Below are 26,032 nucleotides of genomic sequence, written 5' to 3'. Positions count from 1 at the left end.
CTCACCGGCAGCCACGCATCGTATAGTCGGCAACCCGCGCATAGAAAAAGCGCAACTGAGTGATCACGCGCTTGTCCTCGTCGCGTCCGCCCGGCTCGAAATCCTTGTAAAGCGCCGGAAGCGGATAGACGTCGTCTTCAACATTAGCTTTGACGATCTGCTCCGACTCCGTTACCTGGCCCTTCGGTGGCAACCGCAGGAGAAACTCGTAGTTACCTTCGATATGGTCGTCGCCCCGTACCACCGTGAGCGTCTTGAAGACGTCCGGTATCGTCAGGAGGTCCTTAAACGCCTCCCGCAACTCATCGATGGTTGTGGGCCAAGAGTCTCTGTCTTGCTGCGCCCATTCGACCAACTTCTTCCCGACAGCCTCGTAATCCTTGAAGATGGCACCTGTCTCGTCGCCATGTCTACCGAACTGAATCGGCGGGTATTTTCGATCTGGTGAACCGATATCTGGTCCCGGCATGCTTCCCTCCTTTGGTAGCGTCTTCACGCACGGGCAGTAGACCGCTAACGTCAAATACCCGCAAGGGCGATTAACTCACATCGTCAGCGTGAAAGCTTCGTGAAAATTTCACGTGACACCGCCAGAAGACAAAATCGGCTTCACGTTTTAACATATCTCCTTTCCGCTAATCGGGGCTCAAGACGGTATTAAGCTTTTTGAGGGGATGGTCGGCATGAACGATATTGGTCGTCTGGGTTTTGCTTGGAGACGACTTTCTCGCCAACTGTGGTCAGTCCGGCTCGCGCCGGTTCGTGGAGTGCTGGTCGGGCTTGCGGTGTTGTTGTCTTCCGCAGGTGCGCCCGATGCCGGCGAAGGTAAGGCGCCGCTTCAAGACCATCCGGAGCGGCGTGGCTTGGGTGTCAAGTTGGCGGGAAAAAGCTCGACGAATACTGAAGCGACACCTGGGCGCGACGCTGGCGCCGCTCCCACCATCGAGTGGGGACGGTCGCTTTTCGTGCGAAAGGCGGCCCTTCTGAACAAAATTTCCTTCACCGCCGTGATGGACCAACTCGTGGCGTCGAGCGGGGGCAAGATCGCCGACCGAAACGAGCTGTTCCGGAACTGGTGGAAAACGGCTGCTGGCGACGAATGCGAAGAACTGCGGCCGAAGCAGCCGAATGGTGGCCCGCCGTTTTCCTACGACTGTTCGCGAGCCGAAGGGATGCTCAAGGACAAGGATCCCTACAAGGAGTTCGGCGTTGGCAAAACTCCATTCATCATCATTGCCGCCGTGAATCGGGTCGATCTGCTGCGTGATTCGCTTGGCGGCGATTGCGGCGAGTTTCGCATCATAGCGGGAAAGCATCCGGATTGGGAAAATCCGGCTGCTCCCGATCGAATCCACGGCGAGATGCTGATCGCCTTCGAGGCAGTCATGCCCAATGGGGGGAAGCCGGAGCGCTGCATGGCAATCCAGAAGTTCTGGCTATCCCTTTCGGAAAAGCGGTTCTCGGACGAGGAAGTCGCGATTTGGCTGCGCAGGTTTTTCCTGGAGGGAATAACGCTCGCGGAGGACGGCAGCGTTGTTGACGGCGATGCGGTCGGTCCGACGACGTTTCAGCTGCCTCCGGCCATGCATGTCGACCATCTCGGCGCGTCGGAATCAAGCACCGGTCAGATCCGGACGAACTCGAAGCTACATGGGGGACAATGGGGGCTCCGTGAGTACCGTTTCGACAAGCCTTCGATGCGCCTGCTTCCCACGCGTACAACAGGTTCCCCTGAGCCCACTCTTTTTTCCAAAAATTCCCCGGACCCCGAAGCAACGAACAAGCTCGTTGAGCTAGTGGCAAAGTCTATTCGCACCGATGGTTCTGCGCCTGGTCCTCTGCTTGATCCCAACATTAACAGCTTCCATTTGTTGCCAAGCCTGCCCGAGCACCTGCTCGCGGCGGAAATGAACGCTGAAGATCGTTCACTCGGCGACTACGCGAAAATACTCGACGCTGAAGGACATCCCGACCTCATTGGTGAGATCGAAGGTGGTGCTACGAGAACTCTGACAGCGGAACAAATCCGAAAGCGGATTCAGTCCCTCTCCTGCGCGGGTTGCCATCAGTTTTCCAGAACGGGCAACGGCGGCTTCACCGACGACTTCAAACGCGAGGTCTGTTGGCAAATTTCCTTCGAGAACAAACACGTCACCACCGAATCAACGGATGGTGAGTACGAAATATCGGATGCTTTGAAGTTCGTCTTTCTACCGCATCGGGAATTTGTAATGCGGAAGTACCTGGCGGGAAAATATATAAAAGGAGTGTACTGGCCGGGAAACGATCCGAAGAAGGAAGACATGAGCAACGATGCGCAAGCAGCCTCGATTGGTCTGCCCCACTGCTAGAAAACCATCTGCTATCACGCGGAATGAATCCCGTTGGATATCTGTGCGGCTCCCCACGCATCGCGTAAGAAGCTTCGCAAAAGACTCTACTCGGTCGATCCGGTGTCCGGCAGTTCCATGTCGGTGACGACGTTCTCGCCATTCGTCACGTCATACGCGAGGACGATGTCCATGCCCGGTTTCAGCGCATCGAGATCGGTTTCGGCGTTCAGCTTGTAGGACTTGCCGTCGTCCAGCGTCAGCGTCAGCGCGTCCTTGTCGACCTTCTTGATCAGGCCTTCGGTCTGGCCGGCGAAGGCGGCGGTGGAAATCAACAGCGTGGCGGCAACAGCGCCAATCAGGATACGCATCATCGTCCTCTTTAATCATTGCCGGTACAGCGGCTCGGTCCAACGGAACGGAACTGAGCAGAAACCAATCGAATGTGTCAAAACTAAATCCGCCGGATCACAGTTTGACCACTGTGGAAAACGCCAATAAAAGGCAAGCTGCAGCGCCGCGTCCTCCTGGGCGCGCAACGAACGCTGTAGCACTTTTGATTTTTTTGCGCATGATCCTTTCCGAAAATCGCGCCGATTTTCGAGGTCATGCGCTAGGCCGGCTCCGACGCCGGCAGGGCTGGTTCCATGTCGCACAACACGTTCGGCCATCTCTTCCGCGTCACCACCTGGGGCGAAAGCCACGGGCCGGCGCTGGGCTGCGTCGTCGATGGCTGTCCGCCCGGCATCCGCTTCACTCGCGACGAGATCCAGGCCGAACTTGACAAGCGTCGCCCCGGCCAGTCACGTTTTGTGACCCAGCGTCGCGAACCTGACGAGGTCAAGGTCCTGTCCGGCTTTATTGTCGATGAGGACGGGGAGACGATGATCACCACCGGCACGCCGGTGTCGATGCTGATCGAGAATGTCGACCAGCGCTCCAAGGACTATGGCGACATCGCCCGCCAGTTCCGGCCGGGCCATGCCGACTACACTTACGAGGTCAAATACGGCCTGCGCGATTACCGCGGCGGCGGTCGCTCCTCGGCGCGTGAGACTGCGGCGCGAGTGGCGGCCGGGGCGCTTGCCCGCAAAATCGTGCCAGGCATGGTGGTGCGCGGCGCGCTAGTGTCGATGGGCGAAAGATCGATCGATCGCGCCAACTGGAACTGGAATTTCGTCGGTGACGCCGAAAACCCGTTCTTCACTCCCGATCCGGCGTCGGTCGCCGTCTTCACCAAATATCTGGACGGTATCCGCAAGGCGGGCTCCTCGGTCGGTGCGGTCATCGAGATCGTCGCCGACGGCGTGCCGGCGGGGCTTGGCGCGCCGATCTATGCCAAGCTCGACCAGGACATCGCCTCCGGCCTGATGTCTATCAACGCCGTCAAGGGCGTCGAGATCGGCAACGGTTTCGAGGCCGCCCGCATCACCGGCGAGGAGAATGCCGACGAGATGCGCATGGGCAATGACGGCAAACCGGTCTTCCTGTCCAACAATGCCGGTGGCATCCTCGGTGGCATCTCGACCGGCCAGGCGATCGTCGCGCGTTTCGCCGTCAAGCCGACCTCGTCGATCCTGACGCCGCGAAAGTCGATCGACAAGGACGGCAACGACGTCGAGATCATGACCAAGGGCCGGCACGATCCATGCGTCGGCATCCGCGCCGTGCCGATCGGCGAGGCGATGGTTGCCTGCGCCATTGCCGATCATTATCTGCGGCATCGGGGACAGACAGGGAGGGGAGTAGGGGAGTAGGGGAGTATGTTGGTGCACGCCAAGCGGCCAATTTTTTCCTTTTCCCTACTGCCGTACTGCCCTATTCCCCTACTCCCCTGCGAGTGAAACGAGCGCTTATGCCTTACGACCAGAAGAAGATCGTTGAAGCCCTGCGCGCCTTCGAGCGCGGCGAGATCGTCGTCGTCATGGACGATGACGGGCGCGAGAACGAGGGCGACCTGATCGTCGCCGCCGTCCATTGCACGCCGGAAAAGATGGCGTTCATCGTCCGCAACACGTCAGGCATCGTCTGCACGCCGATGCCGCGCGAGGAAGCCAAGCGGCTCAACCTGTCGCCGATGGTGGCCGACAATGATTCTGCCCACACCACTGCCTTTACCGTCAGCGTCGACTTCAAGCACGGCACCACGACTGGCATTTCGGCGGACGACCGCACGCTGACGGTGCGCAATCTCGCCAATGACAATGTCGGCGCGTCCGATTTCGTGCGCCCCGGCCACATCTTTCCGCTGATCGCGCGCGAGGGCGGCGTACTGATGCGTTCGGGCCATACCGAAGCCGCTGTCGACCTTTGCAAGCTCGCCGGCCTGCCGCCGGTCGGCGTCATTTCCGAGCTGGTCAACGATGACGGCACCGTGATGCGCGGCCCGCAGGTGCAGGCCTTCGCCGAAAAGCACGGGTTGAAGCAGATCTCGGTTGCCGACCTCATCGCCTACCGGCAACGCAAGGAAACGCTGGTCGAACGCGTCGCCTGTTCCGACATCGAGACGCCCGGCGGCAAGGCGCAGGTCTTTACCTATACGCTGCCCTGGGATTCCATGCATCACGTGGCGGTCGTCTTCGGCGATATCCGCGACGGCGTCGAGGTGCCGGTGCGCCTTCATTCCGAGGACGTGGTGAGTGACGTCTTCGGCACCAGCCACAGGCTGGACGCCATCATGAAGGCGATGGGTGAGCGCAAGCGCGGCGTCATCGTCTATCTGCGCGAAGGCTCGGTCGGCGTCGCCCATCAGGAGCGCAAGCGGCCGGCTGCCGGCGACCGCGAGGACCATGAAGAGGCGCGCCGGCGCGAGAACGAATGGCGCGAGATCGGCCTCGGCGCGCAAATCCTCAAGGATCTCGGCATTTCCTCGATCAATCTGATCGCCTCGCGCGAGCGCCATTATGTCGGCCTCGAAGGTTTTGGCATCCACATCGCCAAGACCGAGATTCTTTAGACCGTTCTCACGATGCTGGTATGCGTCCGGCCCCCGCCTCGGGCCGGACGCACCGGAAGCTATTCCGCAGCGACCGCAGCAGCGTCGCAGGCTGCAATGTCGCAATCCGGCGCGGCAAGGCTGCGCTGGCCGGCAAGCACGATGACCAATGCGATTGTGCCCGACGCCACCGATACCCAGAACCCGTTCTGCGCGCCGAAAGCGTCCACCACCCAGCCGGCGGCGAATGAGCCGAGCGCCATGCCGATGCCAATGCCGGTCATCACCCAGGTCACGCCTTCGGTCAGCACCGCCTCGGGCACGCGCCGCTCGATCAGACCGAATGCCGTGATGAAGGTCGGCGAGATCGCCACGCCGCTGACGAAGACGGCCAGTGCCAGCAGCGGCACGGTGTCGGCGACGAGCAGCGGCAGCGTGGTAAGCGCAATGATGGCGATTGCGATGGCAAGTTGAATTTGCAGCGGCACTTTCAGGTTCAGGGCGCCGATAATGATGCCGACGACGAACGATCCGAGCGCGTAGACGCCGATAACGAAGCTGGCGGCGCCCGGCTGGCCAAGCTCCTTGGTGATCGCCACTGTGCTCACCTCCGTGGTTGCAAAGGTCGCGCCAATGAAGATCAGCGCCAAGGTGAGGATCTGGACAGGCCGCAGGCGGATTGCCGAACCGCCCGAACCATGTTCCACCGGTCTGGCTCGCGGTTCGGTCGAACGCTGCAGGATGAAAGCCGTCGAACCGAGGGCGAGGAACAATGTGCTCGCGAGCACTCCCGCTTCCGGGAAAAGCGCGACGCTCAGCCCCACCGACAGCGATGCCCCGGCGATGTAGACCAGTTCGTCCGCCGCCGATTCAAAGGCGAACGCGGTGTTCAGCTCGGGACGGTTGCGGAAGATCTCAGTCCAGCGCGCGCGCACCATTGCCGGGATGCTGGGCATGACAGCAGCCAGCAGCGATGACACGAACAGCGTCCATATCGGCCAATGCTGATTGGCCGCCGCAATCAGGATCGCGAAAGCGAGCGTGGAAATCACGGTGGTCGGCACCACAATCCGCGTCTGGCCGAGGCGATCCACCAGTCGCGATACCTGTGGCGCGACGAAAGCGTTGGCAAGCGCATATGTCGCGGAGACAGCGCCGGCCAGCCAGTATTCGCCATCAGTCTGTGACAGCATCGCAACGATCCCGATCGGAGCCATGGCCATCGGCAGCCGGGCAACGAACCCGGCTGCGGCGAAGCCTATGGCGCCAGGCGCGCGAAAGATCTGGGTATAGGGATTTTGCATGGTCTGGCTCCTCGACAACGGACGGTTCGACGATTACATACGTAACGTATGAGTTTAAATAGATCATACGCCGCGTATGTCAATTGGCATACGAAGCGTATGTTAATAGGGCCAGAGCATGCACAGACCACGCAAGGAGATGATTGCCGAGACCCGCGCCAAGCTGATTGCCGCGGCACGCCAGGCCTTCGGGACGCTCGGCTATGCCGAAGCCTCGATGGATGATTTCACGGCATCGGCCGGGCTGACGCGCGGTGCGCTCTATCATCACTTCGGCGACAAGAAGGGCCTTCTCCAGGCGGTCATCGCCGAGATCGACGCCGAAATGTCGGCCCGGCTGAAGGTCGTTTCGGCCAAGCCGGACAATCTCTGGCAGGGCTTCGTCGACGAATGCACCGCCTATATTGAGATGGCGCTGGAGCCGGAGATCCAGCGTATTGTGCTTCGCGACGGCCCGGCGGTGCTCGGCGATCCATCGCAATGGCCAAGCCAGAGCACATGCATCCGCTCGATGACGGAGAGCCTGCAAAGACTGAGCGACGAGGGGACCATTCTTGCCATCGATCCCGAAGCCGCGGCAAGGCTGGTCAGCGGCGCCTCGTTGCATGCGGCGCAGTGGATCGCAAATTCGAACGATCCCGAAGCGACGTCGAAGAAGGCAGTGAAGGCGTTCAAGGTTCTTCTGGAAGGGCTGCTCAATCTCACCGGCAGGCTGCACCAGCCTGATCGACTATCGTCGATGCACCCCGAGATTGACCAGTCACCGGCCTGAGGTTGTTCTTTCCAGCAATCTGGCGGCTCGCGCTGGAACCAGCCGGCCCCGCCCGCTTAAACCCTGTTGAACATCACACCAGCGAGACGCTAAAACATGGCCAAAGCGTCGAGGCGCGCCTATATCGGGGCATGGTCACGAGACTTTACACCCATCCGATTTTCCTCGAGCACATAACCCCGCCCGGTCACCCGGAGCGGCCGGACCGTTTGCGCGCCATAGAGCGTGTGCTTGACGACGAGGCCTTCGCGGCGCTCGATCGCGTCCAGGCGCCGGAAGGCGACGAGGCAACCATCCTTTACGCGCATCCGCCCGAATTCGTCGAACGTGTCCGCACAGCGATACCGGACACCGGCATCGCCCGTATCGACGCCGATACCACCGCCAGCCCAAAGAGCTGGCAGGCGGCCGTGACTGCGATCGGGGCTGCCAACGCTGCTGTTGACGACGTCTTCACCGGCCGTGCCGACAATGTCTTCGTCGCCGCACGGCCGCCTGGCCATCATGCCGAAAAGACCACCTCCATGGGTTTTTGCCTGTTCAACACCGCGGCGATCGCGGCACGCTACGCGCAGAAGAACCATGGCGCCGACCGCGTTGCCGTCGTCGACTGGGATGTGCATCATGGCAACGGCACGCAGGACATCTTCTGGGACGATCCGTCCGTGCTCTATTGCTCGACGCACCAGATGCCGCTTTACCCCGGCACCGGGGCCGTGAGCGAAACCGGCGCCGGCAACATCGTCAACGCGCCGCTGGCGCCGCAGAGCGGCAGCGATGTTTTCCGCGACGCCTTTCTGTCGCGCATCCTGCCGGCGCTCGACAATTTTGTGCCCGATCTTATCATCATCTCCGCCGGTTTCGACGCCCACCACCGCGATCCGCTGGCCGAGATCAACCTGACCGAGGATGATTTCGACTGGGCGACCGGTCAGTTGCTCGAACGCGCCGGGCGCCTTAGCGGCAATCGGGTCGTCAGCCTGCTCGAGGGCGGCTACGATCTGCAGGGATTGGCATTTTCAGTCGCCGCCCATGTCGGGCGGCTGATGAAGGGATAGACGATGGCTGGTGAGATCAACGAGGACGTCAAGGCGATGAGCTTCGAGCAGGCGCTCGACGCGCTAGAGAGGATCGTCGACGATCTGGAGCGCGGCGACGTGCCGCTCGACCAGTCGATCCGCATCTACGAGCGCGGCGAGGCGCTGAAGGCCCATTGCGACCGGCTGTTGAAGGCGGCCGAGGACAAGGTCGAGAAAATCAGGCTGTCGCGTGACGGCAAGCCGGTGGGGACAGAGCCGTTGGACGCGGATTGAGGCGGCCTCGAACGACGATTGTGCTTGCCGGCTTTGGACATCACCATGATTGAGGATAAAACTCATCCCGTTTGAAACGGCTCCAGGACGAGAGGAGATTGCGAACGATGTGCAGAAACATCAAAACCCTGTTCAATTTCGATCCGCCGGCAACCAATGACGAGGTCCGCGATGCCGCACTTCAGTTTGTCCGCAAGCTGAGCGGAACGACGCGACCGTCAAAACAGAACCAGCATGCGTTCGACCATGCCGTCGAGGCCATTGCCGCCTCGGCGCGCGAATTGCTCGACAGCCTCGAGACGACGCAGCATCCGCGCAATCGCGAAGAGGTGGCGGCCAAGGCGAAGGCCAAATCTGCACTTCGCTTCGCCTGAGGGGACCGCGTGAGCTTCTTTCCCGGAAACGATCCGCAGATGGGCGATGCCTTCGCCAGCGATCAGATCGAGCTGATGGTCATTCCGAACGCCAAGGATATTGGCGGATTTCAGGTTCGCCGCGCCTTGCCGACGGCCAGGCGCCGGCTGGTCGGACCTTTCATCTTCTTCGATCGTATGGGTCCGGCAGTTCTTCGGGCCGGCCAGGCGCTCGACGTCCGTCCACATCCGCATATCGGACTGTCGACGGTGACTTACCTGTTCGACGGCAAGATCAGGCACCGTGATTCGCTCGGCACCGAGATGGTGATCCAGCCCGGCGACGTGAATCTGATGACCGCCGGCCGCGGCATCGTCCATTCGGAGCGCACGCCAGAAGAACTGCGCGGCGCGCCGATGTCGGTTTCCGGCCTGCAGACATGGTTGGCGCTGCCGGACGGCAAGGAGGAGGTCGCGCCGATCTTCGAAAACACCGCGGCGCTGCGCCTGCCCGAAATCGATGCCGAGGGGGTCAGCGGCCATATCGTCATCGGTGCGTTTTCCGGAATGCGCTCCCCGGTTGCGACCGCTTCGGACACACTGTACGCCGATCTCAGGCTGGCGCCGGGTGCCAGCGTGAAGATCCCGGCCGATGCCGAGGAGCGCGCCATCTATACGCTGGAAGGCGAGGTTTCGATATCCGGTGACCGCTTCCCGGCCGAGCGGCTGCTGGTTTTCCGGCCCGGCGATGAGATCGTTGTTTTATCGGAGAGCGGCGCCCATTTCATGCTGTTTGGCGGCGCTTCGCTCGGTTCGAAACGTTATATCTGGTGGAATTTCGTATCGTCCTCAAAGGAACGCATCGAACAGGCGAAAGAAGAATGGAAGACGGGCCGCTTCGATATCGTTCCCGGAGACGAGCAAGAGTTCATCCCGCTGCCCGAAAGCTGATGCGCGTTACCGCCACATTTACATTCGCCGGCCAGCGGCATATTTCACGATGAACAGAAAATCTGACCAGGCTCGCAAACAGTGAACGCAAAGCCCGATACGCCGCTTCTCGACAAGGTCCGCGTCCCGGCCGATTTGCGCACGCTTGCCGAAGGCGACCTGCCGCAGCTGGCTTCCGAGCTTCGCGCCGAACTGATCGACGTCGTCTCCCACACCGGCGGGCATCTCGGCGCCGGCCTTGGCGTGGTCGAGTTGACCGTCGCGCTGCACTACGTCTTCAACACGCCGGACGATCGGCTGATCTGGGACGTCGGCCACCAGGCCTATCCGCACAAGATCCTGACCGGCCGCCGCGACCGCATCCGCACGCTGCGGCAGGAGGGGGGGCTGTCCGGTTTCACCCGTCGCGTCGAGAGCGAATACGATCCGTTCGGCGCAGCCCACTCCTCGACCTCGATTTCAGCCGGCCTCGGCATGGCGATGGCGCGCGATCTGTCCGATGGCCGCAACAATGTCATTGCCGTCATCGGCGACGGCGCCATGTCGGCCGGCATGGCTTATGAGGCGATGAACAATGCCGGCGCACTCGATGCCCGGCTAATCGTCATCTTGAACGACAACGATATGTCGATCGCTCCACCGACCGGCGCAATGAGCGCCTATCTGGCCCGTCTGGCGTCTGGCAAGACCTATCTGGGGTTGCGCGATTTCGGCAAGAAGCTGACGTCCTATCTCGGCGAGCGCGCCGATCGCGCCATCAAGCGGGCGGTCGAGCACGCGCGCGGCTACGTCACCGGCGGCACGCTGTTCGAGGAAATGGGTTTCTACCACATCGGCCCAATCGACGGCCACAACCTCGAGCACCTGATCCCGGTGCTGAAGAACGTCCGCGACAATGCCGACGGCCCGGTGCTGATCCACGTCGTGACCCAGAAGGGCAAGGGCTACGCCCCGGCCGAGGCGGCCGCCGACAAATATCACGGCGTCAACAAATTCGACGTCATTACCGGCGCCCAGGCCAAGGCGCCCGCCAACGCGCCGAGCTACACCAAGGTGTTTGCCGACAGTCTGATCCAGGAGGCCCGAGAGGACGACCGCATCGTCGCCATCACCGCCGCCATGCCGAACGGCACCGGGCTTGACCTCTTCGGCGAAGCGTTTCCGGCGAGGACCTTCGATGTCGGCATTGCCGAGCAGCATGCGGTGACCTTCGCCGCCGGCCTTGCCACGGAAGGCTTCAAGCCTTTCGCGGCGATCTACTCGACCTTCCTGCAGCGCGCCTACGACCAGGTCGTCCACGACGTGGCGATCCAGAAATTGCCGGTGCGCTTTCCGATCGACCGCGCCGGCTTCGTCGGCGCCGATGGTGCCACCCATTGCGGCGCTTTCGACACCACCTTCCTGGCGACGCTGCCCGGTTTCGTCGTCATGGCGGCGGCCGATGAGGCCGAGCTGCGCCACATGGTACGCACCGCTGCAAGCTACGATGACGGCCCGATCGCCTTCCGCTATCCGCGCGGCAACGGTGTTGGCGTCGAGATGCCGCAGCGCGGCTCGGTATTGGAGATCGGCAAGGGCCGGATCGTCAGGGAAGGCACGAAGGTTGCGCTGCTTTCCTTCGGCACCAGGCTGCAGGATTGCCTGGCCGCGGCCGAGGAGCTTGGCGCGGCGGGGCTTTCGACCACGGTCGCCGATGCCCGTTTTGCCAAGCCGCTCGACGAGGATCTGATCCGGCGGCTGGCCCGTTCGCACGAGATACTGGTGACGGTGGAAGAGGGCGCGGTCGGCGGCTTCGCCAGCCATGTGCTGCAGTTCCTGGCCCACGAAGGGCTGCTGGAGAGCGGCCTGAAGGTGCGCCCGCTGGTGCTGCCCGACACTTTCGTCGACCATGCCAAGCCGGAAAAGATGTATGCCGATGCCGGGCTGGACAGCGCCGGCATCGTGCGCACAGTGTTCGTGGCGTTGGGGCATACCGCGCAGGCCCAGCGCGCCTAGTTGTTTCCGCGTTTCTGCAACGCCAAAAGATTCTGCTTGGCTGCAAATGCCAGTCTGAATCAAAATCTCAACTGCTTGAATCAAATTACCGGCGAACAGTCGTAAGATACTGTTTACGCTGCCATTTGGCGATTTGCTTACCGTGTCCTTTGGCCGTTTTTCAACGCCGCCCTGCTAGAAAGTGACCGGCAGGGGAAAGAAGACCAATGAGATCGCTTTTGGGCGGCATCGCGCTAACGGCCATCTTCGCCGCGTCGGCCGTGGCCGAAACGCGCTACGACCGCAAACTCGAAGAGGCGGTGATGGGCATCGTCGCCGGCAAGATCGGCCAAATCCGTGGCGGCTTCTCCTACAAGGAGGCGCCGCAATTCGTCGTCGTGCCAGATACCTTGCCGAAGGCGTCCATTTCCGTTGACCAGCCGCGCCCGCAGGTGTCCGGCGACAGCAGCGACGGTCTGACGCCGGCCGTTGAACGGCGGGTTTCGCGGACCATATTCTAGAAACTAGAACCACATATCCCGCACACAGCGACCATCCGTCGGCAAATCCTCGAATGTGTCGAGACCGTCGAAATGATCGATCGGGAGGTCGGCGACAGCCTCCGGCGGCGCAAGCCTCATATTGACGGCGATGCGGTGGCGACCGGCGGTATCGGCACGCAATCCGCGCCAGGCCAGGACGCAAGCGCACGTTGGACAGAAGAGAATCTCAAGCGAAGGGTGAGCCCTTCCAACGCGCGTATAGGCACTCACGGGCCCCGCAAGGCGGATGCGTTCGTCGACATAGTCATACGCCCAGAGCGTGCCGTAGCGACGGCAAAGCGTACAGTTGCAGGCAGTGATCGAACCGGGATCGCCCTCCAGGGTCCAGTGGGCTGCGCCGCAGTGGCAGGTTCCCGTCAGCATGTTCCTCCTCCACGTTTCGACGGCTAAACGGCATCTCTTCTTAGCATTGCGTCGGGTGTCGTGCGAGGTTCGACAAACAGCGGAGCGGCTGATGAGTTCACCCGCTTTTCCAACTATGCCTTGTCTCATCGCCAATATCCTTGCCATCATCGTTGGCATTCGCCATGAAGGCCGATGACTTCCCTTCCGCCAGCCAGCATTCGCCAGCGGCTCGACGAATTACTCGTCCAGCGCGGCCTGTTTGCCAGCCGCTCGCGTGCTCGCGATGCGGTGGCGCGCGGCACCGTGACGGTCGACGGCATCGTCGCCCACAAGCCGGGCCAGGCCGTTCTGCCTGAGTGCAACATCGTCGTTGACGATCCGGCGCAAGGTTACGTCTCGCGCGCCGCACTGAAGCTGAAGGCTGGTCTCGACCATTTCGGCCTCGACCCCACCGGTAGCGAAGCGCTCGATGTCGGCGCCTCGACCGGCGGCTTCACGCAGGTACTTCTCGAACGCGGCGCGGCGCATGTCACGGCGATCGATGTCGGGCACGGCCAGATCCACTCCGACATTGCCGGCGATCCGCGCGTGACGGTGATTGAAGGCCTGAATGCGCGCGAACTGTCGGCCGCCGATCTCGGCGGCCGTGTGCCGGATTTCATCGTCTCGGATGTCAGCTTCATATCGCTGAAACTGGCGCTGCCGCCGGCGCTTGCCTTGGCCAGGAACGGCGCAAAAGCCGTGTTTCTGGTCAAGCCGCAATTCGAGGCCGGCCGCGAGGCGATCGGCAAGGGCGGCCTGCTGAAGGACCCCTATGATGCGGCGCGCATTGCCGGCCTGATGCAGGACTGGCTCGATGCCATTCCCGGCTGGCGCTCGTTGGGACTTCATCTGTCGCCGATAGAGGGCGGCGACGGCAACCGCGAGTTCCTGCTCGGCGGCATCAAGGCCGTCGCGACCAAGCCTGCCAAGATCGGGCGGGCCGGGATTGAGAAGCGATGAGCACGCGTTTCACGATCGCAAAATTGGGCTCGCAGGGCGACGGCATCGCCGAGACCGAGACCGGCGAGGTTTTCATTCCGTTTACGCTGCCGGGAGAGGTCGTCACCGCCGGGCGGGAGAAAGATCGCGCTACCTTGATGTCGGTGCTTGAGGCCTCGCCGCTGCGAGTCGATCCGCCGTGCCGCCATTTCGGCGAATGCGGCGGCTGCGCCGTCCAGCATCTCGAGACTGAAGCCTATCACCAATGGAAGCGCGAAAGGGTCGTGCATGCGCTGAAGAGCAAGGGCATCGCCTGCGATGTCGGCCCGCTGGTGCCGTGCGCGCCGCACACGCGCCGCCGCGTCGTCTTCACTGCCCGGCGGAGCGAGGCGGGGATGCAGTTCGGCTTCGTTCGCGCGCTGTCGTCCGAAATCATCTCCATCGAGGAATGCCCGATCTCGCTGCCGCAGATCGTCGCTGCGCTCGACCGTTTGAGGATGCTTGCCGGACTGATCTGCACCACGACCAAATCGTTCCACATGGCGGTGACGGTGACCGGTTCCGGCCTCGATGTCGCGGTTCACGATTCCGGTAAGCTCGGCGAGAACCAGCGCCGCGTCGCCTCGAACTTTGTCATTGCCGAGAGGCTAGCCAGGCTGTCGGTCGACGGCGAGATCATTATCGAACCAAAGAAACCGGTCGTCCTGTTTGGTGGCGTCGCTGTCGCAGTGCCGCCGGGCGCTTTCCTGCAGGCGACCGAGGCCGCCGAAGAAGCGATGGCCGACATTGTCGGCCAGCATCTCGCGCGCGCCAAAAAGGTCGCCGATCTCTTCGCCGGCTGCGGAAGCTTCGCACTGCGTCTGGCCTCAAGATCGGAGGTTCATGCGGTGGAAGGCGATGCGGCAGCACTCTCGGCGCTTGACCGGGCCTTCCGTTTCGCCAGCGGCCTGAAGCGGGTGACCGGCGAACGTCGCGACCTGTTCCGGCGGCCGCTCACATTCAAGGAGTTGAATGCCTTTGACGGCGTAGTCTTCGACCCGCCCCGCGCCGGCGCCGAGGACCAGTCGAAGCAGATCGCGCGCTCCGACGTGCCGCTCGTCGCCGCGGTGTCCTGCAATCCGGTGACGCTGGCGCGGGATCTTCGCATCCTCCTCGATGGCGGTTACGCCTTGAAGAGCGTAATCCCGATCGACCAGTTCCTGTGGTCGCCGCATGTCGAGGCCGTCGCGCTGTTGGAGAAGCCGAGACGAAGGCGCTAGCAGCTAGGGCTTGAAATGCGCACCAAAAAAGCACACTTTGAGTGTACGTCGTTCAAACTGGGCTAGGAAATTGCCATGAGCACCGCAGCCTTTGAAAATTCGGCATCGCGCTTCGGCGAGGAGCGGGCGCCGTTTCTCTCGCCGAGGCGGGTAGCCGCACTGCTAGGGGTCAATATGACTGAACTGGCCGGCCTGACCGGTCTCGCGCGCAACACGCTTGCCGCCAAGTCCGGTGCGCGCAAGGTCGACGCCGCATTGAGTCCCATCGTCCGCATCCTGGCGATGGCCGGCGAGATGGCCGGTGATGAACAGCGTGCCGCGATCTGGTTCAAACATCAGCCGATCCCCGGCTGGGCGGGAAAGACCGCCTACGATCTCGTTCGCGAAGGCAAGACTGACAAGGTGCTTGCCTATCTGGAGGCAGTCCGCTCCGGCATCTATGCCTGAACCCAGGCTGACTCTATGGCGCGCTTTTGTGCCGCGCTGGGCCCATCTGCCGCTTTCCGGTGAGGGCGCGGCCCGCTTCGGCGGCCGCTGGAATCCGATTGGCACGCCGGCGATCTACGCCGCCCGGGAACTGTCCACGGCTTGGGCCGAGTACAATCAGGGTTTTGTCCAGCACCCGGCGCTGATTGCACAATTGAAACTGTCAGGCGCCCGGCTGGCCGACCTGACAGAGGCTGATACGCTGTCGAAGCTCGGTGTAACGGCCGACATTCACCGGTGCGAATGGCGTGACATCGTGGATGGAGGCTTTGTGCCCGAGACGCACCAACTGAGAGACCGCTTGCTTGGCGACGGGCTGCACGGCGTGATCTACCCGTCCTTCATGTCGCCTGGCGGCACATGCGTCGCGCTGTGGCGCTGGAACGAAAACGATGCTCCGGATCTTGAAATCATCGATCCCGACCATCGCCTGCCGAAAACAGCGGCATCATGGCTTTAGGGCAGTTCGAGCTGCGGCGGGCACACCCGCCTCCATCTCTTCCAACGTCTTCGGCCTGCCTATGTGGGGCAGGGATCCAAATACGTCCTCTGGCCGTGTTAGAGGCAAGACTGGAACAGGCAGTGCGACTTGATCGTCGGTCGAACTGGTGACTTCTAGCTTTTCTCCGGCAGCGATCACAGTTTCCTCTCCCGACATAACAAAGATGCTGATCGCGCGCTGAATTCAAGGCTGCATAGCCAGACGGTGCTAGCCTGCGCCTGAAAGGACGCGCTCGACGAAGGCGGGCACCACTTGTGTCGCCGGCCCTTCCATCTGCTCGTCGAAACGGGAGGCCCAGCCGGCGCATTTCAGATTGAGTTCGGCTGTTACGGCTCCGGCCGCGCGTGCCTCCTCCACGAAACCTGCTGCCGGGTAGACACTCCCGCTGGTGCCGATGGCCACGAATAGGTCGCAGCGCGTCAGCGCCTCGCCGACCTCCTCCATGCGGTAAGGCATTTCGCCGAACCAGACCACGTCAGGCCTCAATTGACCTTTTGCGCCACACGCTGGACAGGCCGAATGGGCAGCGATGTCGTCGGCCCAGGTGCTGCTTTGCCCGCAGCTCAGGCAAAGGGCATGGCCCAGTTCTCCATGCATATGGATCAGTTTGCGCGAACCGGCGCGCTCATGCAGGTCGTCGATATTCTGCGTGACGACGAGGACGTCGCCTGGGAATTTCTGCTCGAGCTTGGCCAGCGCGGCGTGCGCCGCATTCGGCTCGACGCTGCCCATCTGCCGCCGGCGCATATTGTAGAAATCCTGCACCTTTACGGGGTCGCGCGCAAAACCTTGCGGCGTGGCCACGTCCTGCAGGTCGTATTTCGCCCAGACCCCGTCGGGATCCCGGAACGTGGCGACGCCCGATTCCGCCGAAATGCCGGCGCCTGTCAGGATGACGATTTTGGCTTTGGACATGGTCGAAGACACCGGCATCCGGAAACATCATTTGGAAGGCGATGTTACCGGAAGGCGGCAGCCGCATCAAACCCTGGTGCCGCCGACCGTCATCTGGTTCATCCTGAGATGCGGCTGGCCGACGCCGACCGGCACGCCCTGTCCGGCCTTGCCGCACATGCCGATGCCGGTGTCGAGCTTCATGTCGTTGCCGACCATCGAAACCCGATGCATGGCATCCGGCCCATTGCCGATCAGCATGGCGCCCTTGATCGGTTGCGTCACCTTGCCGTTCTCGATCATGTAGGCCTCGGTGCAGCCGAACACGAACTTGCCCGAAGTGATGTCGACCTGGCCGCCACCGAACGACACGGCATAGATGCCGTTCTTGACCGAGGCTATGATTTCCTCCGGCTCCATGTCGCCTGCCGTCATGTAGGTGTTGGTCATGCGCGGCATCGGCTCATGCGCGTAACCTTGGCGCCGCCCGTTGCCGGTGGCCTTCATGCCCATCAGCCGTGCATTCTGGCGGTCCTGCATGTAGCCGACCAGCTTGCCATCATCGATCAGCACGTTATGGGCCGAAGGCGTGCCTTCGTCGTCGACGGTCAGCGAACCTCGCCGCTCGGGCATGGTGCCGTCGTCAACGACGGTGACGCCTTTCGCCGCCACCTGCTGGCCAAGCAGGCCGGCAAAGGCCGACGTCTTTTTGCGGTTGAAATCGCCTTCCAGCCCGTGGCCGACGGCCTCGTGCAACATGACGCCCGGCCAGCCGCTCGACAGCACGATGTCGAAAGTGCCGGCAGGTGCTGGAACCGCTTCGAGATTGACGAGCGCCTGCCGCAGTGCCTCCTTGGCCGCGTGCCGCCAGCTGTCCTCGACCAGGAATTCGCCAAAATCCTTGCGGCCTCCCATGCCGTAGGAGCCGCTCTCCTGGCGGTCGCCGTCGCCGACCACCACCGATACGTTGATCCTGACCAGCGGGCGGATGTCGCGGACCATCTGGCCATCGGCGCGCACGATCTCGACATGCTGCCAGGAGGCGGCGAGCGACGCCGTCACCTGCCTGACGCGCGGATCTTCGGCCCGCAGCCATGCATCGATTTCCTGAAGCAACTTGGCCTTGGTCTCGAAGGAAGGCGAGGGGATCGGGTTTCCGTCGCCGTAGAGATGGCGGTTGGTGCGGACGGGCGCTGCGGCAAGCGTGCCGGAATAGCCGCTCTTCACCGTCGAAACGGCATCGGCGGCGCGCCGCAGCGAGGCTTCGGAGAGATCACTGGAATGGGCGTAGCCGCTGGCCTCGCCAGCGACGGCGCGCAGGCCGAAACCCTGGTCGGTGTTGAAATTCGCGGTCTTCAGCTTGCCATTGTCGAACATCAGCGCTTCGCTTTCGCTGTATTCGAGAAACAGTTCGCCGTCGTCGGCGCCGTTGATGGTCTCGGCGACGATCTGCTTGATGCGATCGTCGGAAATGTCGAATTGGCCGATCAGGCTGTTCATGGCAGGTCCATTCGCAGGAGGATTGTTTTCCACGATGTAGGCGCGAAGGCCTGCACAGACAATCTGAAATGAGATTTGCCGTGACCGCGGCCGGTCAACAATCACTGGATCGTGCTACAAGACCGCGTTCAAGGCAGGGCGGCGAAGCCGTCGGCAAAACCCTTGAGGTCGACGGGAATGCCGATGCCTTCTTCGGGCGTCTGGAAGACGATAAAGGTCGCCGACGTACCGGTCTTCAGCGTGTCGAGCAGCGGCTTTTCCAGGATGACCTCGGCATAGCAGCCGTCCTGGAAACAGCGCACGAAATAGGCGCGGCCGATATCCTTGCCGTCGACATTGAGGCCGAGGCCGTTGGGCAACAGCACGCCGAGCGGCGCCAGCACACGAAGGATTTCGGCCTTGTTGTCGGCTGTACGCAGCACGACAACGGAAAGACCCATTTCCGGGCGGTCCTCGGCGACGACGTTCTGCATCATCACGCATTGTTCGGACGTAGCACCGGCCGGCGTATCGCAGATGATCGACCACGCCCCATGCGTCGACTTCACCGTGCCGCTTGGCTGCGCGGCATTGGCCAGGCCGCCGCCTGACAAGGCTATTGCGGCGGCAACAAGGATGACCTCCGCCAAGGTTCTCGAAAGCCACGCGTTCATGACGGCTCCATTGCGAATCACGGCACTTTAAGCCGCACTAAACCCAAGTAAAGGACGAGACCCCCGCGGTCTGCCCCGACATAGGCGACAATGCGCTTTTCCGTGCCAATTTCGCCCTAATTGCGACGGTTTCGCGCGCCGCGCGGCTCATTCTGCCGGGATGCCGCTCCGGTGATTCGCGACGAGCGGTCACCGCACGAAGCTACAGCCGCGCTTGCGCGCAAAAATGCCGCACGGGTTCCGCCGCTCCTTTCTTGCGGAGGCAAATAGAGTATGGTTTGAACCAGCCTTGAATTGTCCGGGATTCCCGTCCCGGCATTATTCGGCATTCTTGCGGTCCGATCGCGAGGAACTGGGAGATGACGAGGGCGATGAGAAAATTCCTGGCAACCGCCAAAATCGTAGCTAGTGCCGCCGCCACGTTGTTTGCCGCTGCATCCGCTCATGCAGCCCAGCCTCAACCCTGGGAAACCAGTTTTCAGCCTCCGGCGACCGATATTATGAGGCAGATCGAGTGGTTCGGAAACTATTCGTTCGCGTTCATCATTGTGATCACCGCCTTGGTGCTTTTTCTGATCGCCTACTGCATTTTGAAATTCCGGGCGAGCGTCAACCCGACCCCGTCGCGCACCAGCCACAACACGCTGATCGAGGTCATCTGGACTGTCGGTCCCGTCGTCATCCTGCTCTGTCTCGCCATTCCTTCGTTCCAGCTGCTGACCGCGCAATACACGCCGCCGGAAGAAGCCAAGCTGACCGTCAAGGCGACGGGCAATCAGTGGAACTGGGATTACGAATACCAGGTCGACAACACGCTTTCCTTCAATTCCGCGATCCTTCAGGATGCCGACAGGGCTGCTGCCGGCAAGGAAGATCGCGCCGCCTATCCGCGCCTGCTCGCCGTCGACAATGAGATGGTGGTGCCTGTCAACACCATGACCCGCGTGCTGGTGACGGCGACCGACGTCATTCACGCCTTTGCCATGCCGTCCTTCGGCATCAAGACCGACGCGGTGCCGGGCCGCATCAACGAGGTGTGGTTCAAGGCCGACAAGGAAGGCCTCTATTACGGCCAGTGCTCGGAACTCTGCGGCAAGGACCACGCCTTCATGCCGATCGCCATTCGCGTCGTCTCCGATGCGCAATACAAGACCTGGCTGGCGGCAGCCAAGACCGATCTTCCCGGCGCCAACAAGGCGCTGATGGCCGAGGTCGATGGCACGAACAAGGTAGCGGCCGCCGGCAACTGATGCCGCGACCAGAAAAGATTCAGGGAACGGAGCCGACCATGGCAGACGCTGCAGCTCACGACGACCACGACCACAAGCCGTATCATGGCTGGGTCCGGTGGGTGTATTCGACCAACCACAAGGACATCGGTACGCTTTATCTGATCTTCGCGATCATGGCGGGCTGCATCGGTGGCGCCTTATCGGTCGTCATGCGCATGGAATTGCAGGAGCCGGGCATCCAGATATTCACTGGCCTGGCACAGATGGTCTACGGCATGAACGGTGACGCCGCCATCGACGGCGGCAAGAGCATGTACAATGCCTTCACCACCGCGCATGCGCTGATCATGATCTTCTTCATGGTGATGCCGGCGCTGATCGGCGGCTTTGCCAACTGGATGGTGCCGATCATGATCGGCGCGCCGGACATGGCGTTCCCGCGCATGAACAACGTCTCGTTCTGGCTGCTGCCGCCGGCTTTCATCCTGCTGATTATCTCGGCCTTCGTCCCGAGTGCGCCGGGCGCCTATGGCGTCGGTGGCGGCTGGACGCTTTATCCGCCGCTCTCGACATCGGGCCAGCCTGGACCGGCCATGGACCTGGCGATCCTTTCAATCCACATCGCCGGCGCCTCCTCGATTCTTGGCGCCATCAACTTCATCACCACCATCTTCAACATGCGCGCGCCCGGCATGACCATGCACAAGATGCCGCTGTTCGCGTGGTCGGTGTTGATCACCGCCTTCCTGCTGCTGCTGTCGTTGCCGGTGCTGGCCGGCGGCATCACCATGCTTTTGACCGACCGCAATTTCGGCACCACCTTCTTCGCCCCGGACGGCGGCGGCGACCCGATCCTGTTCCAGCACCTGTTCTGGTTCTTCGGCCATCCAGAAGTCTATATCCTGATCCTGCCGGGCTTCGGCATCATCAGCCATATCATCTCGACCTTTTCGAGGAAGCCGGTGTTCGGCTATCTCGGCATGGCCTATGCGATGGTTGCCATCGGCGCGGTGGGCTTCATCGTCTGGGCCCACCACATGTACACGACGGGCCTGTCGCTCGACACCCAGCGCTATTTCGTCTTCGCCACCATGGTCATCGCGGTGCCGACGGGCGTGAAGATCTTCTCGTGGATCGCCACTATGTGGGGCGGGTCGATTTCGCTTAAGACCCCGATGCTGTGGGCGATCGGCTTCATCTTCCTGTTCACAGTTGGTGGCGTCACCGGCGTGCAATTGGCCAATGCCGGCCTCGACCGCCCGCTGCACGACACCTATTTCGTGGTTGCGCACTTCCACTACGTGCTGTCACTGGGCGCGGTCTTCGCCATCTTCGCCGGCTGGTACTACTGGTTCCCGAAGATGACCGGCTACATGTATTCGCCGGTGATCGCCAACACCCACTTCTGGGTCACTTTCGTCGGCGTCAACCTGGTCTTTTTCCCGCAGCATTTCCTCGGTCTCTCCGGAATGCCGCGTCGCTATATCGACTATCCCGATGCCTTCGCCGGCTGGAATATGGTGTCGTCCTACGGCTCGTACATCTCGGCTGTCGGCGTCGTCATCTTCCTGTTCGGCGTCTTCGAGGCGTTCCAGAAGAAGCGGGTCGCCGGCGCCAATCCTTGGGGTGAGGGTGCGACCACGCTGGAATGGCAGCTGCCTTCGCCGCCGCCGTTCCACCAATGGGAACAGCTGCCGAAGATCAAGTAGGCGGTTGCCTCCTTTAATACGGAACCGCCGGCCGTCCGGCGGTTTTGGCCAACGGAATGATGGACTCTAAGTACGCATGGCCCTTGCCGAAGACAGACTGATTGACGAGCCGGGCTTCCGCATGTCGGAAGCGACGGCGGGCGATTTCTTCGCCCTGCTGAAGCCGCGCGTCATGTCGCTGGTGGTGTTCACAGCGTTTGTCGGCATGGTCGCCGCCCCGGTGACCATCAATCCGCTGCTGGCGGTGATCGCGATCCTGGCTATTGCCATTGGTGCCGGCGCGTCCGGTGCGCTCAACATGTGGTATGACGCAGACATCGATGCGGTGATGACGCGCACCGCCGGCCGTCCCGTGCCGGCCGGCCGCATACGGCCTGGCGAGGCATTGAGCTTCGGGCTGGTGCTGTCGGTTCTGTCGGTGATGACGCTCGGCGTGCTGGTCAACTGGTTGGCCGCATCGCTTCTGGCCTTCACCATCTTTTTCTATGCCGTCATCTACACGATGTGGCTGAAGCGCTGGACGCCACAGAACATTGTCATCGGCGGTGCTGCCGGTGCCATTCCGCCGGTCATCGGCTGGGCGGCGGTAACCGGATCGGTCAGCCTCGAAAGCTTGGTGCTGTTCCTGATCATCTTCCTGTGGACGCCGCCGCATTTCTGGGCACTCGCGCTCTTCAAGTCGGAGGACTATGCCAAGGCAGGCATTCCGATGATGCCGAATGTCGCCGGCCAGGCTTCGACCAGACGCCAGATCTTTGCCTATGCGCTGGTCCTCGCACCGGTTGGCGTGCTGCCATGGGTTCTCGGCTTCACCACGCCAGCCTATGGCGTCGTTGCATTGCTGCTCGGCGCCGGCTTCGTCTGGTATGCGTGGAAGGTGCTGCAAATGGCCGATGACGACCGGGCGATGAAGCCGGCCAAGGCCCTGTTCGGCTATTCGCTGCTCTATCTCTTCGCCATCTTCGCCGCCTACCTTGGCGATTGCGTCGTCGCGCGCGCGCTGACCATCGGTGGAGCATGAGCATGGCCGAAAAGAAGCTTGAACTGGTCACGCTGACCGACCGTCAGCAGAAGGCCCGCCGCAATCGCTCGGCCGCAATCGGCTTCGCGCTGGCGGCGCTGGTCGTCATATTCTACGTCGCGACCATCGTGAAATTTGGTCACAGCGTCACCGGTTCGATGTGAGCTGAACATGACCAGGCAAACAGTCACCGATCCTACGAAGAAGAATACGAACCGCGTCGTCGCCGGCGTCTGCATCGCGTTCTTCGGCGGCATGATCGGCATGGCCTATGCCGCAGTGCCGCTCTACGCGATGTTCTGCCAGGCGACAGGCTACGGCGGCACCGTTAAACGGGCGACCCAGCAATATGCCGATCGGGTGCTCGACCGTGACATCACCATCCGCTTCGATGCCAACACTGTCGGCATTCCCTGGCAATTCCAGCCGGTCGCCCGCTCGATCACCATCAAGATCGGCGAAACAGCCGAGGCGCATTTCAGCGCGACCAACAAATTCAGCCGGCCCATCACCGGACGCGCCACCTTCAATGTACAGCCTGAACTGGCCGGACCTTACTTCAACAAGGTCGAGTGTTTCTGCTTCACCGACACGACGCTGAAGCCGGGCGAGACGTTGGACATGCCGGTCGTGTTCTATGTCGATCCCGACATCGTCAACGCGCCGGAATTGAAGGATTTGAAGACGATTACCCTGTCCTACACGATGTTCCCGGTCGACAAGACCAAGCCGGTCGCATCATCGGTGCCGGCCGACGGCCGCCGCAACAAGAGTTCAGATACCGAAGCAAGCCTCGGGGGTTGATATGGCAGACGCACACGCAAAACCGCAACATGACTACCACCTCGTCGACCCGAGCCCATGGCCTTTCCTGGGCTCCGTCGGGGCGCTGGTGACCGCGATCGGCGGCGTCTGTTACATGCAATATCTCAAGGGCGGCGATTTCCCCATCTTCGGTTTCAACATCGCCAATCCATGGTTGTTCTTCATCGGCCTGCTGATCGTCATCTACACGATGTTCGCCTGGTGGTCGGATACGATCAAGGAAGCGCATGAGGGGCACCACACCCGTGTCGTGTCGCTGCATCTGCGCTACGGCATGATCATGTTCATCGCCTCCGAGGTGATGTTCTTCGTCGCCTGGTTCTGGGCGTTCTTCGACGCCAGCCTGTTCCCCGGCGAGGTCCATCAATACGCCCGTACCGCCTTCACCGGTGGCGTCTGGCCGCCCAAGGGCCTCGAAGTTCTCGACCCTTTCCATCTGCCGCTTTACAACACCGTCATCCTGCTTTTGTCGGGTACCACGGTGACCTGGGCGCACCACTCGCTCATCCATGGCGACCGCAAGGGGCTGATCAATGGCTTGGTGCTGACCGTCGGCCTCGGTATGCTGTTCACGATGGTGCAGGCCTACGAGTACATGCACGCGCCATTCGGCTTCCGGGATTCAATCTACGGCGCCACCTTCTTCATGGCGACCGGCTTCCATGGTTTCCACGTCATCATCGGCACTATCTTCCTGCTGGTCTGCCTGATCCGCGCCATGAAGGGCGACTTCACGCCCAAGCAGCATTTCGGCTTCGAGGCCGCCGCCTGGTACTGGCATTTCGTCGACGTGGTGTGGCTATTCCTGTTTGCCTCGATCTATGTCTGGGCATCGAACGGCGCAATGATCGAACCGCACTGACATTGGCCCGAGGAAATGGGCCCGAGGAAAATGGGGCCGAGGAAATAGACAAGGCGGCTGCGGCGACGTGGCCGCCTTATCTTTTGCGGCAAATGCTCCTAGGATGACCCCATGAGCGACGACAAGGCGATCTGGCCACCAATCGATCCGATCTCGGCCGGCCTGCATGGCCGCTGCCCCCGCTGTGGCGAGGGCAAGCTGTTCTCCGGGTTCCTCACAGTCGGCGATCGCTGTACCAATTGCGGCCTCGATTATTCCTTCGCCGATGCCGGCGACGGGCCGGCGGTGTTCGTTATTCTGATCATCGGCTTCATCGTCGTCGGCCTGGCGCTGTGGATGGAGGTGACGCTCAATCCGCCGCTCTGGCTGCATCTGTTGCTGTGGATTCCGCTGACGCTGGTGCTGTGCCTGGCGGCGCTCAGGCTGATCAAGGGCGTGCTGCTGACGCTGCAATACCGCAACAAGGCGGCCGAGGGCCGGCTGGACCGCGGCGAATGAGCGAGGCATCAGGTTTGGTGGCCGGCCGGTCGCGGCCGAAACGCGCATTGGCGCTCGGCCTGGGTATCGTCGTGTCTTTGATCCTGCTGGCGCTCGGCACCTGGCAGGTTCAGCGCCTGCACTGGAAAGAGGGCCTTCTCCAGACGATCGACCAGCGCACGCATTCGGCGCCTGTGCCATTGGCCGAGGTCGAAAAGCGGTTTGCTGCCACCGGCGACGTGGACTACACGCCGGTGATAGTGACCGGCACTTTCCTGCATCAAGGCGAACGGCATTTCCTCGCCACCTGGGAAGGCCAGTCCGGCTTCGATGTCTTCACGCCGCTGCAACTCGAGGATGGCCGTTTCGTGCTGATCAACCGCGGCTTCGTGCCCTACGATTTCAAGGACCCCGCCAAGCGGCCGCAGGGGCAGGTGACGGGCAAAGTGACGGTGACGGGGCTCGCCCGCAACCCGCTGCCGGCCAAGCCCTCGATGATGCTTCCCGACAATGATCCGCAGAAGAACATCTTCTACTGGAAAGATCGTGACGCGATGGCCTCGAGCGCCGGCCTGACGGCAGGTGCGGCGCTGGTGCCGATCTTCATCGATGCGAACGCCGCCGCCAACCCCGGCGGGCTGCCCGTCGGCGGCGTCACCGTCATCGACCTGCCGAACAGCCATCTGCAATATGCGATAACCTGGTACGGCCTTGCCGTCGCCCTTGCCGGTGTCCTGATCTCCTGGCTCCGCCGCCCGGCGAAAGACCAATGATCGCCGCCACTACCCTTG

The 26,032-nt window shown here is 62.0% G+C and carries 29 protein-coding genes; 22 read left to right on the top strand and 7 right to left on the bottom strand.

Translation table 11 applies throughout. From position 1 onward, the window contains the following. Position 1: 1 nt before the first annotated feature. Positions 2 to 469, bottom strand: coding sequence for a hypothetical protein (locus NKI22_RS18505; protein ID WP_031193363.1), 468 nt, complete (start codon positions 467 to 469; stop codon positions 2 to 4). Positions 470 to 683: 214 nt separating this feature from the next. On the opposite strand from NKI22_RS18505, the gene NKI22_RS18500 reads away from it, so the two are divergent. Continuing rightward, complete coding sequence (locus NKI22_RS18500) at positions 684 to 2,351, top strand: hypothetical protein (RefSeq protein WP_352589003.1); 1,668 nt, start codon at positions 684 to 686, stop codon at positions 2,349 to 2,351. A gap of 86 nt (positions 2,352 to 2,437) precedes the next feature. On the opposite strand, the gene NKI22_RS18495 is transcribed toward NKI22_RS18500, so the two are convergent. After that, positions 2,438 to 2,701, bottom strand: a complete 264-nt coding sequence (locus NKI22_RS18495; RefSeq protein ID WP_023716902.1) for a DUF1344 domain-containing protein — start codon at positions 2,699 to 2,701, stop codon at positions 2,438 to 2,440. 276 nt (positions 2,702 to 2,977) lie between these two features. Between NKI22_RS18495 and aroC the strand changes: the two genes are divergently transcribed. Both aroC and ribB read left to right on the top strand, forming a co-directional pair. After that, positions 2,978 to 4,087 (top strand): chorismate synthase, encoded by a 1,110-nt coding sequence (gene aroC / locus NKI22_RS18490; RefSeq protein ID WP_352483721.1) that lies wholly within the window; start codon positions 2,978 to 2,980, stop codon positions 4,085 to 4,087. Between the two features lie 98 nt (positions 4,088 to 4,185). After that, positions 4,186 to 5,286 (top strand): 3,4-dihydroxy-2-butanone-4-phosphate synthase, encoded by a 1,101-nt coding sequence (gene ribB / locus NKI22_RS18485; protein WP_352483720.1) that lies wholly within the window; start codon positions 4,186 to 4,188, stop codon positions 5,284 to 5,286. Positions 5,287 to 5,345: 59 nt separating this feature from the next. On the opposite strand, the gene NKI22_RS18480 is transcribed toward ribB, so the two are convergent. Further along, positions 5,346 to 6,569, bottom strand: coding sequence for an MFS transporter (locus NKI22_RS18480; RefSeq protein WP_352483719.1), 1,224 nt, complete (start codon positions 6,567 to 6,569; stop codon positions 5,346 to 5,348). Positions 6,570 to 6,687: 118 nt separating this feature from the next. On the opposite strand from NKI22_RS18480, the gene NKI22_RS18475 reads away from it, so the two are divergent. The 7 genes from NKI22_RS18475 to NKI22_RS18445 all read left to right on the top strand — a co-directional run bounded on the left by NKI22_RS18475 (position 6,688) and on the right by NKI22_RS18445 (position 12,453). Then, positions 6,688 to 7,341 (top strand): TetR/AcrR family transcriptional regulator, encoded by a 654-nt coding sequence (locus tag NKI22_RS18475; RefSeq protein ID WP_352483718.1) that lies wholly within the window; start codon positions 6,688 to 6,690, stop codon positions 7,339 to 7,341. Between the two features lie 131 nt (positions 7,342 to 7,472). Continuing rightward, positions 7,473 to 8,399 carry a histone deacetylase family protein gene (locus NKI22_RS18470; RefSeq protein ID WP_352483717.1) on the top strand — a complete coding sequence of 309 codons (927 nt, stop codon included), beginning with the start codon at positions 7,473 to 7,475 and terminating at the stop codon, positions 8,397 to 8,399. Positions 8,400 to 8,402: 3 nt separating this feature from the next. Continuing rightward, the gene (locus NKI22_RS18465) at positions 8,403 to 8,654 is read left to right on the top strand and encodes an exodeoxyribonuclease VII small subunit (protein ID WP_023716907.1); all 252 of its coding nucleotides are present in this window, start codon (positions 8,403 to 8,405) and stop codon (positions 8,652 to 8,654) included. Between the two features lie 107 nt (positions 8,655 to 8,761). Continuing rightward, positions 8,762 to 9,028, top strand: coding sequence for a DUF2277 domain-containing protein (locus NKI22_RS18460; protein WP_023716908.1), 267 nt, complete (start codon positions 8,762 to 8,764; stop codon positions 9,026 to 9,028). 9 nt (positions 9,029 to 9,037) lie between these two features. Then, entirely contained in the window at positions 9,038 to 9,958 is a 921-nt protein-coding gene (locus NKI22_RS18455) for a pirin family protein (protein ID WP_352483716.1), read from the top strand. An 81-nt stretch (positions 9,959 to 10,039) separates the two neighbouring features. After that, the gene (gene dxs / locus NKI22_RS18450; RefSeq protein ID WP_023716910.1) at positions 10,040 to 11,953 is read left to right on the top strand and encodes a 1-deoxy-D-xylulose-5-phosphate synthase; all 1,914 of its coding nucleotides are present in this window, start codon (positions 10,040 to 10,042) and stop codon (positions 11,951 to 11,953) included. Positions 11,954 to 12,159: 206 nt separating this feature from the next. Beyond that, positions 12,160 to 12,453, top strand: coding sequence for a hypothetical protein (locus NKI22_RS18445; protein ID WP_352846060.1), 294 nt, complete (start codon positions 12,160 to 12,162; stop codon positions 12,451 to 12,453). 3 nt (positions 12,454 to 12,456) lie between these two features. Here the strand turns inward: NKI22_RS18445 and NKI22_RS18440 are convergent, their stop codons facing one another. Further along, positions 12,457 to 12,858 carry a GFA family protein gene (locus NKI22_RS18440; RefSeq protein ID WP_352846063.1) on the bottom strand — a complete coding sequence of 134 codons (402 nt, stop codon included), beginning with the start codon at positions 12,856 to 12,858 and terminating at the stop codon, positions 12,457 to 12,459. A 174-nt stretch (positions 12,859 to 13,032) separates the two neighbouring features. Here NKI22_RS18440 and NKI22_RS18435 point away from each other — a divergent pair, with 174 nt between their 5' ends. The 4 genes from NKI22_RS18435 (at position 13,033) to NKI22_RS18420 (ending at position 16,026) form a co-directional block, all read left to right on the top strand. After that, a complete protein-coding gene (locus NKI22_RS18435; protein WP_352547559.1) occupies positions 13,033 to 13,842 on the top strand; it encodes a TlyA family RNA methyltransferase in 810 nt (269 codons plus the stop codon). Then, the gene (locus NKI22_RS18430; protein ID WP_352547561.1) at positions 13,839 to 15,080 is read left to right on the top strand and encodes a class I SAM-dependent RNA methyltransferase; all 1,242 of its coding nucleotides are present in this window, start codon (positions 13,839 to 13,841) and stop codon (positions 15,078 to 15,080) included. The genes NKI22_RS18435 and NKI22_RS18430 overlap by 4 nt, the downstream gene beginning before the upstream one ends. Positions 15,081 to 15,155: 75 nt before the next feature. Then, on the top strand, positions 15,156 to 15,527 hold the full coding sequence (locus tag NKI22_RS18425) for an antitoxin Xre/MbcA/ParS toxin-binding domain-containing protein (RefSeq protein ID WP_023716914.1): 372 nt from the start codon (positions 15,156 to 15,158) through the stop codon (positions 15,525 to 15,527). Next, the gene (locus NKI22_RS18420; protein ID WP_502895932.1) at positions 15,493 to 16,026 is read left to right on the top strand and encodes an RES family NAD+ phosphorylase; all 534 of its coding nucleotides are present in this window, start codon (positions 15,493 to 15,495) and stop codon (positions 16,024 to 16,026) included. The genes NKI22_RS18425 and NKI22_RS18420 overlap by 35 nt, the downstream gene beginning before the upstream one ends. A gap of 249 nt (positions 16,027 to 16,275) precedes the next feature. Here NKI22_RS18420 and NKI22_RS18415 read toward each other — a convergent pair whose 3' ends face one another. The 3 genes from NKI22_RS18415 to NKI22_RS18405 all read right to left on the bottom strand — a co-directional run bounded on the left by NKI22_RS18415 (position 16,276) and on the right by NKI22_RS18405 (position 19,115). Next, positions 16,276 to 16,983: an NAD-dependent deacylase gene (locus NKI22_RS18415; protein ID WP_023716916.1), complete on the bottom strand. Its 708-nt coding sequence runs from the start codon at positions 16,981 to 16,983 to the stop codon at positions 16,276 to 16,278. 66 nt (positions 16,984 to 17,049) lie between these two features. Next, positions 17,050 to 18,462: a metalloprotease TldD gene (gene tldD / locus NKI22_RS18410; protein ID WP_023716917.1), complete on the bottom strand. Its 1,413-nt coding sequence runs from the start codon at positions 18,460 to 18,462 to the stop codon at positions 17,050 to 17,052. Between the two features lie 128 nt (positions 18,463 to 18,590). Then, on the bottom strand, positions 18,591 to 19,115 hold the full coding sequence (locus tag NKI22_RS18405; RefSeq protein WP_023716918.1) for an invasion associated locus B family protein: 525 nt from the start codon (positions 19,113 to 19,115) through the stop codon (positions 18,591 to 18,593). Between the two features lie 371 nt (positions 19,116 to 19,486). Here NKI22_RS18405 and coxB point away from each other — a divergent pair, with 371 nt between their 5' ends. The 8 genes from coxB to NKI22_RS18365 all read left to right on the top strand — a co-directional run bounded on the left by coxB (position 19,487) and on the right by NKI22_RS18365 (position 26,014). Next, on the top strand, positions 19,487 to 20,365 hold the full coding sequence (coxB, locus tag NKI22_RS18400; RefSeq protein WP_023716919.1) for a cytochrome c oxidase subunit II: 879 nt from the start codon (positions 19,487 to 19,489) through the stop codon (positions 20,363 to 20,365). 38 nt (positions 20,366 to 20,403) lie between these two features. Then, on the top strand, positions 20,404 to 22,056 hold the full coding sequence (ctaD, locus tag NKI22_RS18395; protein WP_023716920.1) for a cytochrome c oxidase subunit I: 1,653 nt from the start codon (positions 20,404 to 20,406) through the stop codon (positions 22,054 to 22,056). 76 nt (positions 22,057 to 22,132) lie between these two features. Further along, entirely contained in the window at positions 22,133 to 23,077 is a 945-nt protein-coding gene (locus NKI22_RS18390; RefSeq protein ID WP_352483710.1) for a heme o synthase, read from the top strand. After that, the gene (locus NKI22_RS18385; protein WP_023716922.1) at positions 23,074 to 23,241 is read left to right on the top strand and encodes a cytochrome c oxidase system small membrane protein; all 168 of its coding nucleotides are present in this window, start codon (positions 23,074 to 23,076) and stop codon (positions 23,239 to 23,241) included. The genes NKI22_RS18390 and NKI22_RS18385 overlap by 4 nt, the downstream gene beginning before the upstream one ends. Before the next feature lie 7 nt (positions 23,242 to 23,248). After that, positions 23,249 to 23,881 carry a cytochrome c oxidase assembly protein gene (locus NKI22_RS18380; protein WP_352547562.1) on the top strand — a complete coding sequence of 211 codons (633 nt, stop codon included), beginning with the start codon at positions 23,249 to 23,251 and terminating at the stop codon, positions 23,879 to 23,881. Between the two features lies 1 nt (position 23,882). Beyond that, positions 23,883 to 24,764, top strand: a complete 882-nt coding sequence (locus NKI22_RS18375) for a cytochrome c oxidase subunit 3 (RefSeq protein ID WP_023716924.1) — start codon at positions 23,883 to 23,885, stop codon at positions 24,762 to 24,764. A gap of 111 nt (positions 24,765 to 24,875) precedes the next feature. Next, entirely contained in the window at positions 24,876 to 25,262 is a 387-nt protein-coding gene (locus tag NKI22_RS18370) for a DUF983 domain-containing protein (RefSeq protein WP_023716925.1), read from the top strand. After that, positions 25,259 to 26,014: an SURF1 family protein gene (locus NKI22_RS18365; RefSeq protein ID WP_352547565.1), complete on the top strand. Its 756-nt coding sequence runs from the start codon at positions 25,259 to 25,261 to the stop codon at positions 26,012 to 26,014. Before NKI22_RS18370 ends, NKI22_RS18365 begins: the two co-directional genes overlap by 4 nt. The last annotated feature ends 18 nt before the right edge of the window (positions 26,015 to 26,032 follow it).

The organism is Mesorhizobium sp. M0778 (assembly GCF_040320105.1).
Taxonomy (GTDB): Bacteria; Pseudomonadota; Alphaproteobacteria; order Rhizobiales; family Rhizobiaceae; genus Mesorhizobium.
The sequence above is the reverse complement of the archived record's forward strand: the minus strand, read 5'-3'. Positions and strand labels throughout refer to the sequence as shown.

What these genes read in the sequence shown, in the direction of transcription:
- NKI22_RS18495 (WP_023716902.1), bottom strand. Translation starts at nt 2,701, where the DNA reads ATGCGTATCCTGATTGGCGCTGTTGCCGCCACGCTGTTGATTTCCACC.
- NKI22_RS18440 (WP_352846063.1), bottom strand. Translation starts at nt 12,858, where the DNA reads ATGCTGACGGGAACCTGCCACTGCGGCGCAGCCCACTGGACCCTGGAG.
- NKI22_RS18435 (WP_352547559.1), top strand. Translation starts at nt 13,033, where the DNA reads ATGACTTCCCTTCCGCCAGCCAGCATTCGCCAGCGGCTCGACGAATTA.
- NKI22_RS18470 (WP_352483717.1), top strand. Translation starts at nt 7,473, where the DNA reads ATGGTCACGAGACTTTACACCCATCCGATTTTCCTCGAGCACATAACC.
- NKI22_RS18385 (WP_023716922.1), top strand. Translation starts at nt 23,074, where the DNA reads ATGAGCATGGCCGAAAAGAAGCTTGAACTGGTCACGCTGACCGACCGT.
- NKI22_RS18425 (WP_023716914.1), top strand. Translation starts at nt 15,156, where the DNA reads ATGAGCACCGCAGCCTTTGAAAATTCGGCATCGCGCTTCGGCGAGGAG.
- NKI22_RS18370 (WP_023716925.1), top strand. Translation starts at nt 24,876, where the DNA reads ATGAGCGACGACAAGGCGATCTGGCCACCAATCGATCCGATCTCGGCC.
- NKI22_RS18375 (WP_023716924.1), top strand. Translation starts at nt 23,883, where the DNA reads ATGGCAGACGCACACGCAAAACCGCAACATGACTACCACCTCGTCGAC.
- coxB (WP_023716919.1), top strand. Translation starts at nt 19,487, where the DNA reads ATGAGAAAATTCCTGGCAACCGCCAAAATCGTAGCTAGTGCCGCCGCC.
- aroC (WP_352483721.1), top strand. Translation starts at nt 2,978, where the DNA reads ATGTCGCACAACACGTTCGGCCATCTCTTCCGCGTCACCACCTGGGGC.
- NKI22_RS18415 (WP_023716916.1), bottom strand. Translation starts at nt 16,983, where the DNA reads ATGTCCAAAGCCAAAATCGTCATCCTGACAGGCGCCGGCATTTCGGCG.
- NKI22_RS18505 (WP_031193363.1), bottom strand. Translation starts at nt 469, where the DNA reads ATGCCGGGACCAGATATCGGTTCACCAGATCGAAAATACCCGCCGATT.
- NKI22_RS18430 (WP_352547561.1), top strand. Translation starts at nt 13,839, where the DNA reads ATGAGCACGCGTTTCACGATCGCAAAATTGGGCTCGCAGGGCGACGGC.
- NKI22_RS18500 (WP_352589003.1), top strand. Translation starts at nt 684, where the DNA reads ATGAACGATATTGGTCGTCTGGGTTTTGCTTGGAGACGACTTTCTCGC.
- NKI22_RS18390 (WP_352483710.1), top strand. Translation starts at nt 22,133, where the DNA reads ATGGCCCTTGCCGAAGACAGACTGATTGACGAGCCGGGCTTCCGCATG.
- tldD (WP_023716917.1), bottom strand. Translation starts at nt 18,462, where the DNA reads ATGAACAGCCTGATCGGCCAATTCGACATTTCCGACGATCGCATCAAG.
- NKI22_RS18480 (WP_352483719.1), bottom strand. Translation starts at nt 6,569, where the DNA reads ATGCAAAATCCCTATACCCAGATCTTTCGCGCGCCTGGCGCCATAGGC.
- NKI22_RS18365 (WP_352547565.1), top strand. Translation starts at nt 25,259, where the DNA reads ATGAGCGAGGCATCAGGTTTGGTGGCCGGCCGGTCGCGGCCGAAACGC.
- ctaD (WP_023716920.1), top strand. Translation starts at nt 20,404, where the DNA reads ATGGCAGACGCTGCAGCTCACGACGACCACGACCACAAGCCGTATCAT.
- NKI22_RS18475 (WP_352483718.1), top strand. Translation starts at nt 6,688, where the DNA reads ATGCACAGACCACGCAAGGAGATGATTGCCGAGACCCGCGCCAAGCTG.
- NKI22_RS18465 (WP_023716907.1), top strand. Translation starts at nt 8,403, where the DNA reads ATGGCTGGTGAGATCAACGAGGACGTCAAGGCGATGAGCTTCGAGCAG.
- ribB (WP_352483720.1), top strand. Translation starts at nt 4,186, where the DNA reads ATGCCTTACGACCAGAAGAAGATCGTTGAAGCCCTGCGCGCCTTCGAG.
- NKI22_RS18460 (WP_023716908.1), top strand. Translation starts at nt 8,762, where the DNA reads ATGTGCAGAAACATCAAAACCCTGTTCAATTTCGATCCGCCGGCAACC.
- NKI22_RS18445 (WP_352846060.1), top strand. Translation starts at nt 12,160, where the DNA reads ATGAGATCGCTTTTGGGCGGCATCGCGCTAACGGCCATCTTCGCCGCG.
- NKI22_RS18405 (WP_023716918.1), bottom strand. Translation starts at nt 19,115, where the DNA reads ATGAACGCGTGGCTTTCGAGAACCTTGGCGGAGGTCATCCTTGTTGCC.
- NKI22_RS18380 (WP_352547562.1), top strand. Translation starts at nt 23,249, where the DNA reads ATGACCAGGCAAACAGTCACCGATCCTACGAAGAAGAATACGAACCGC.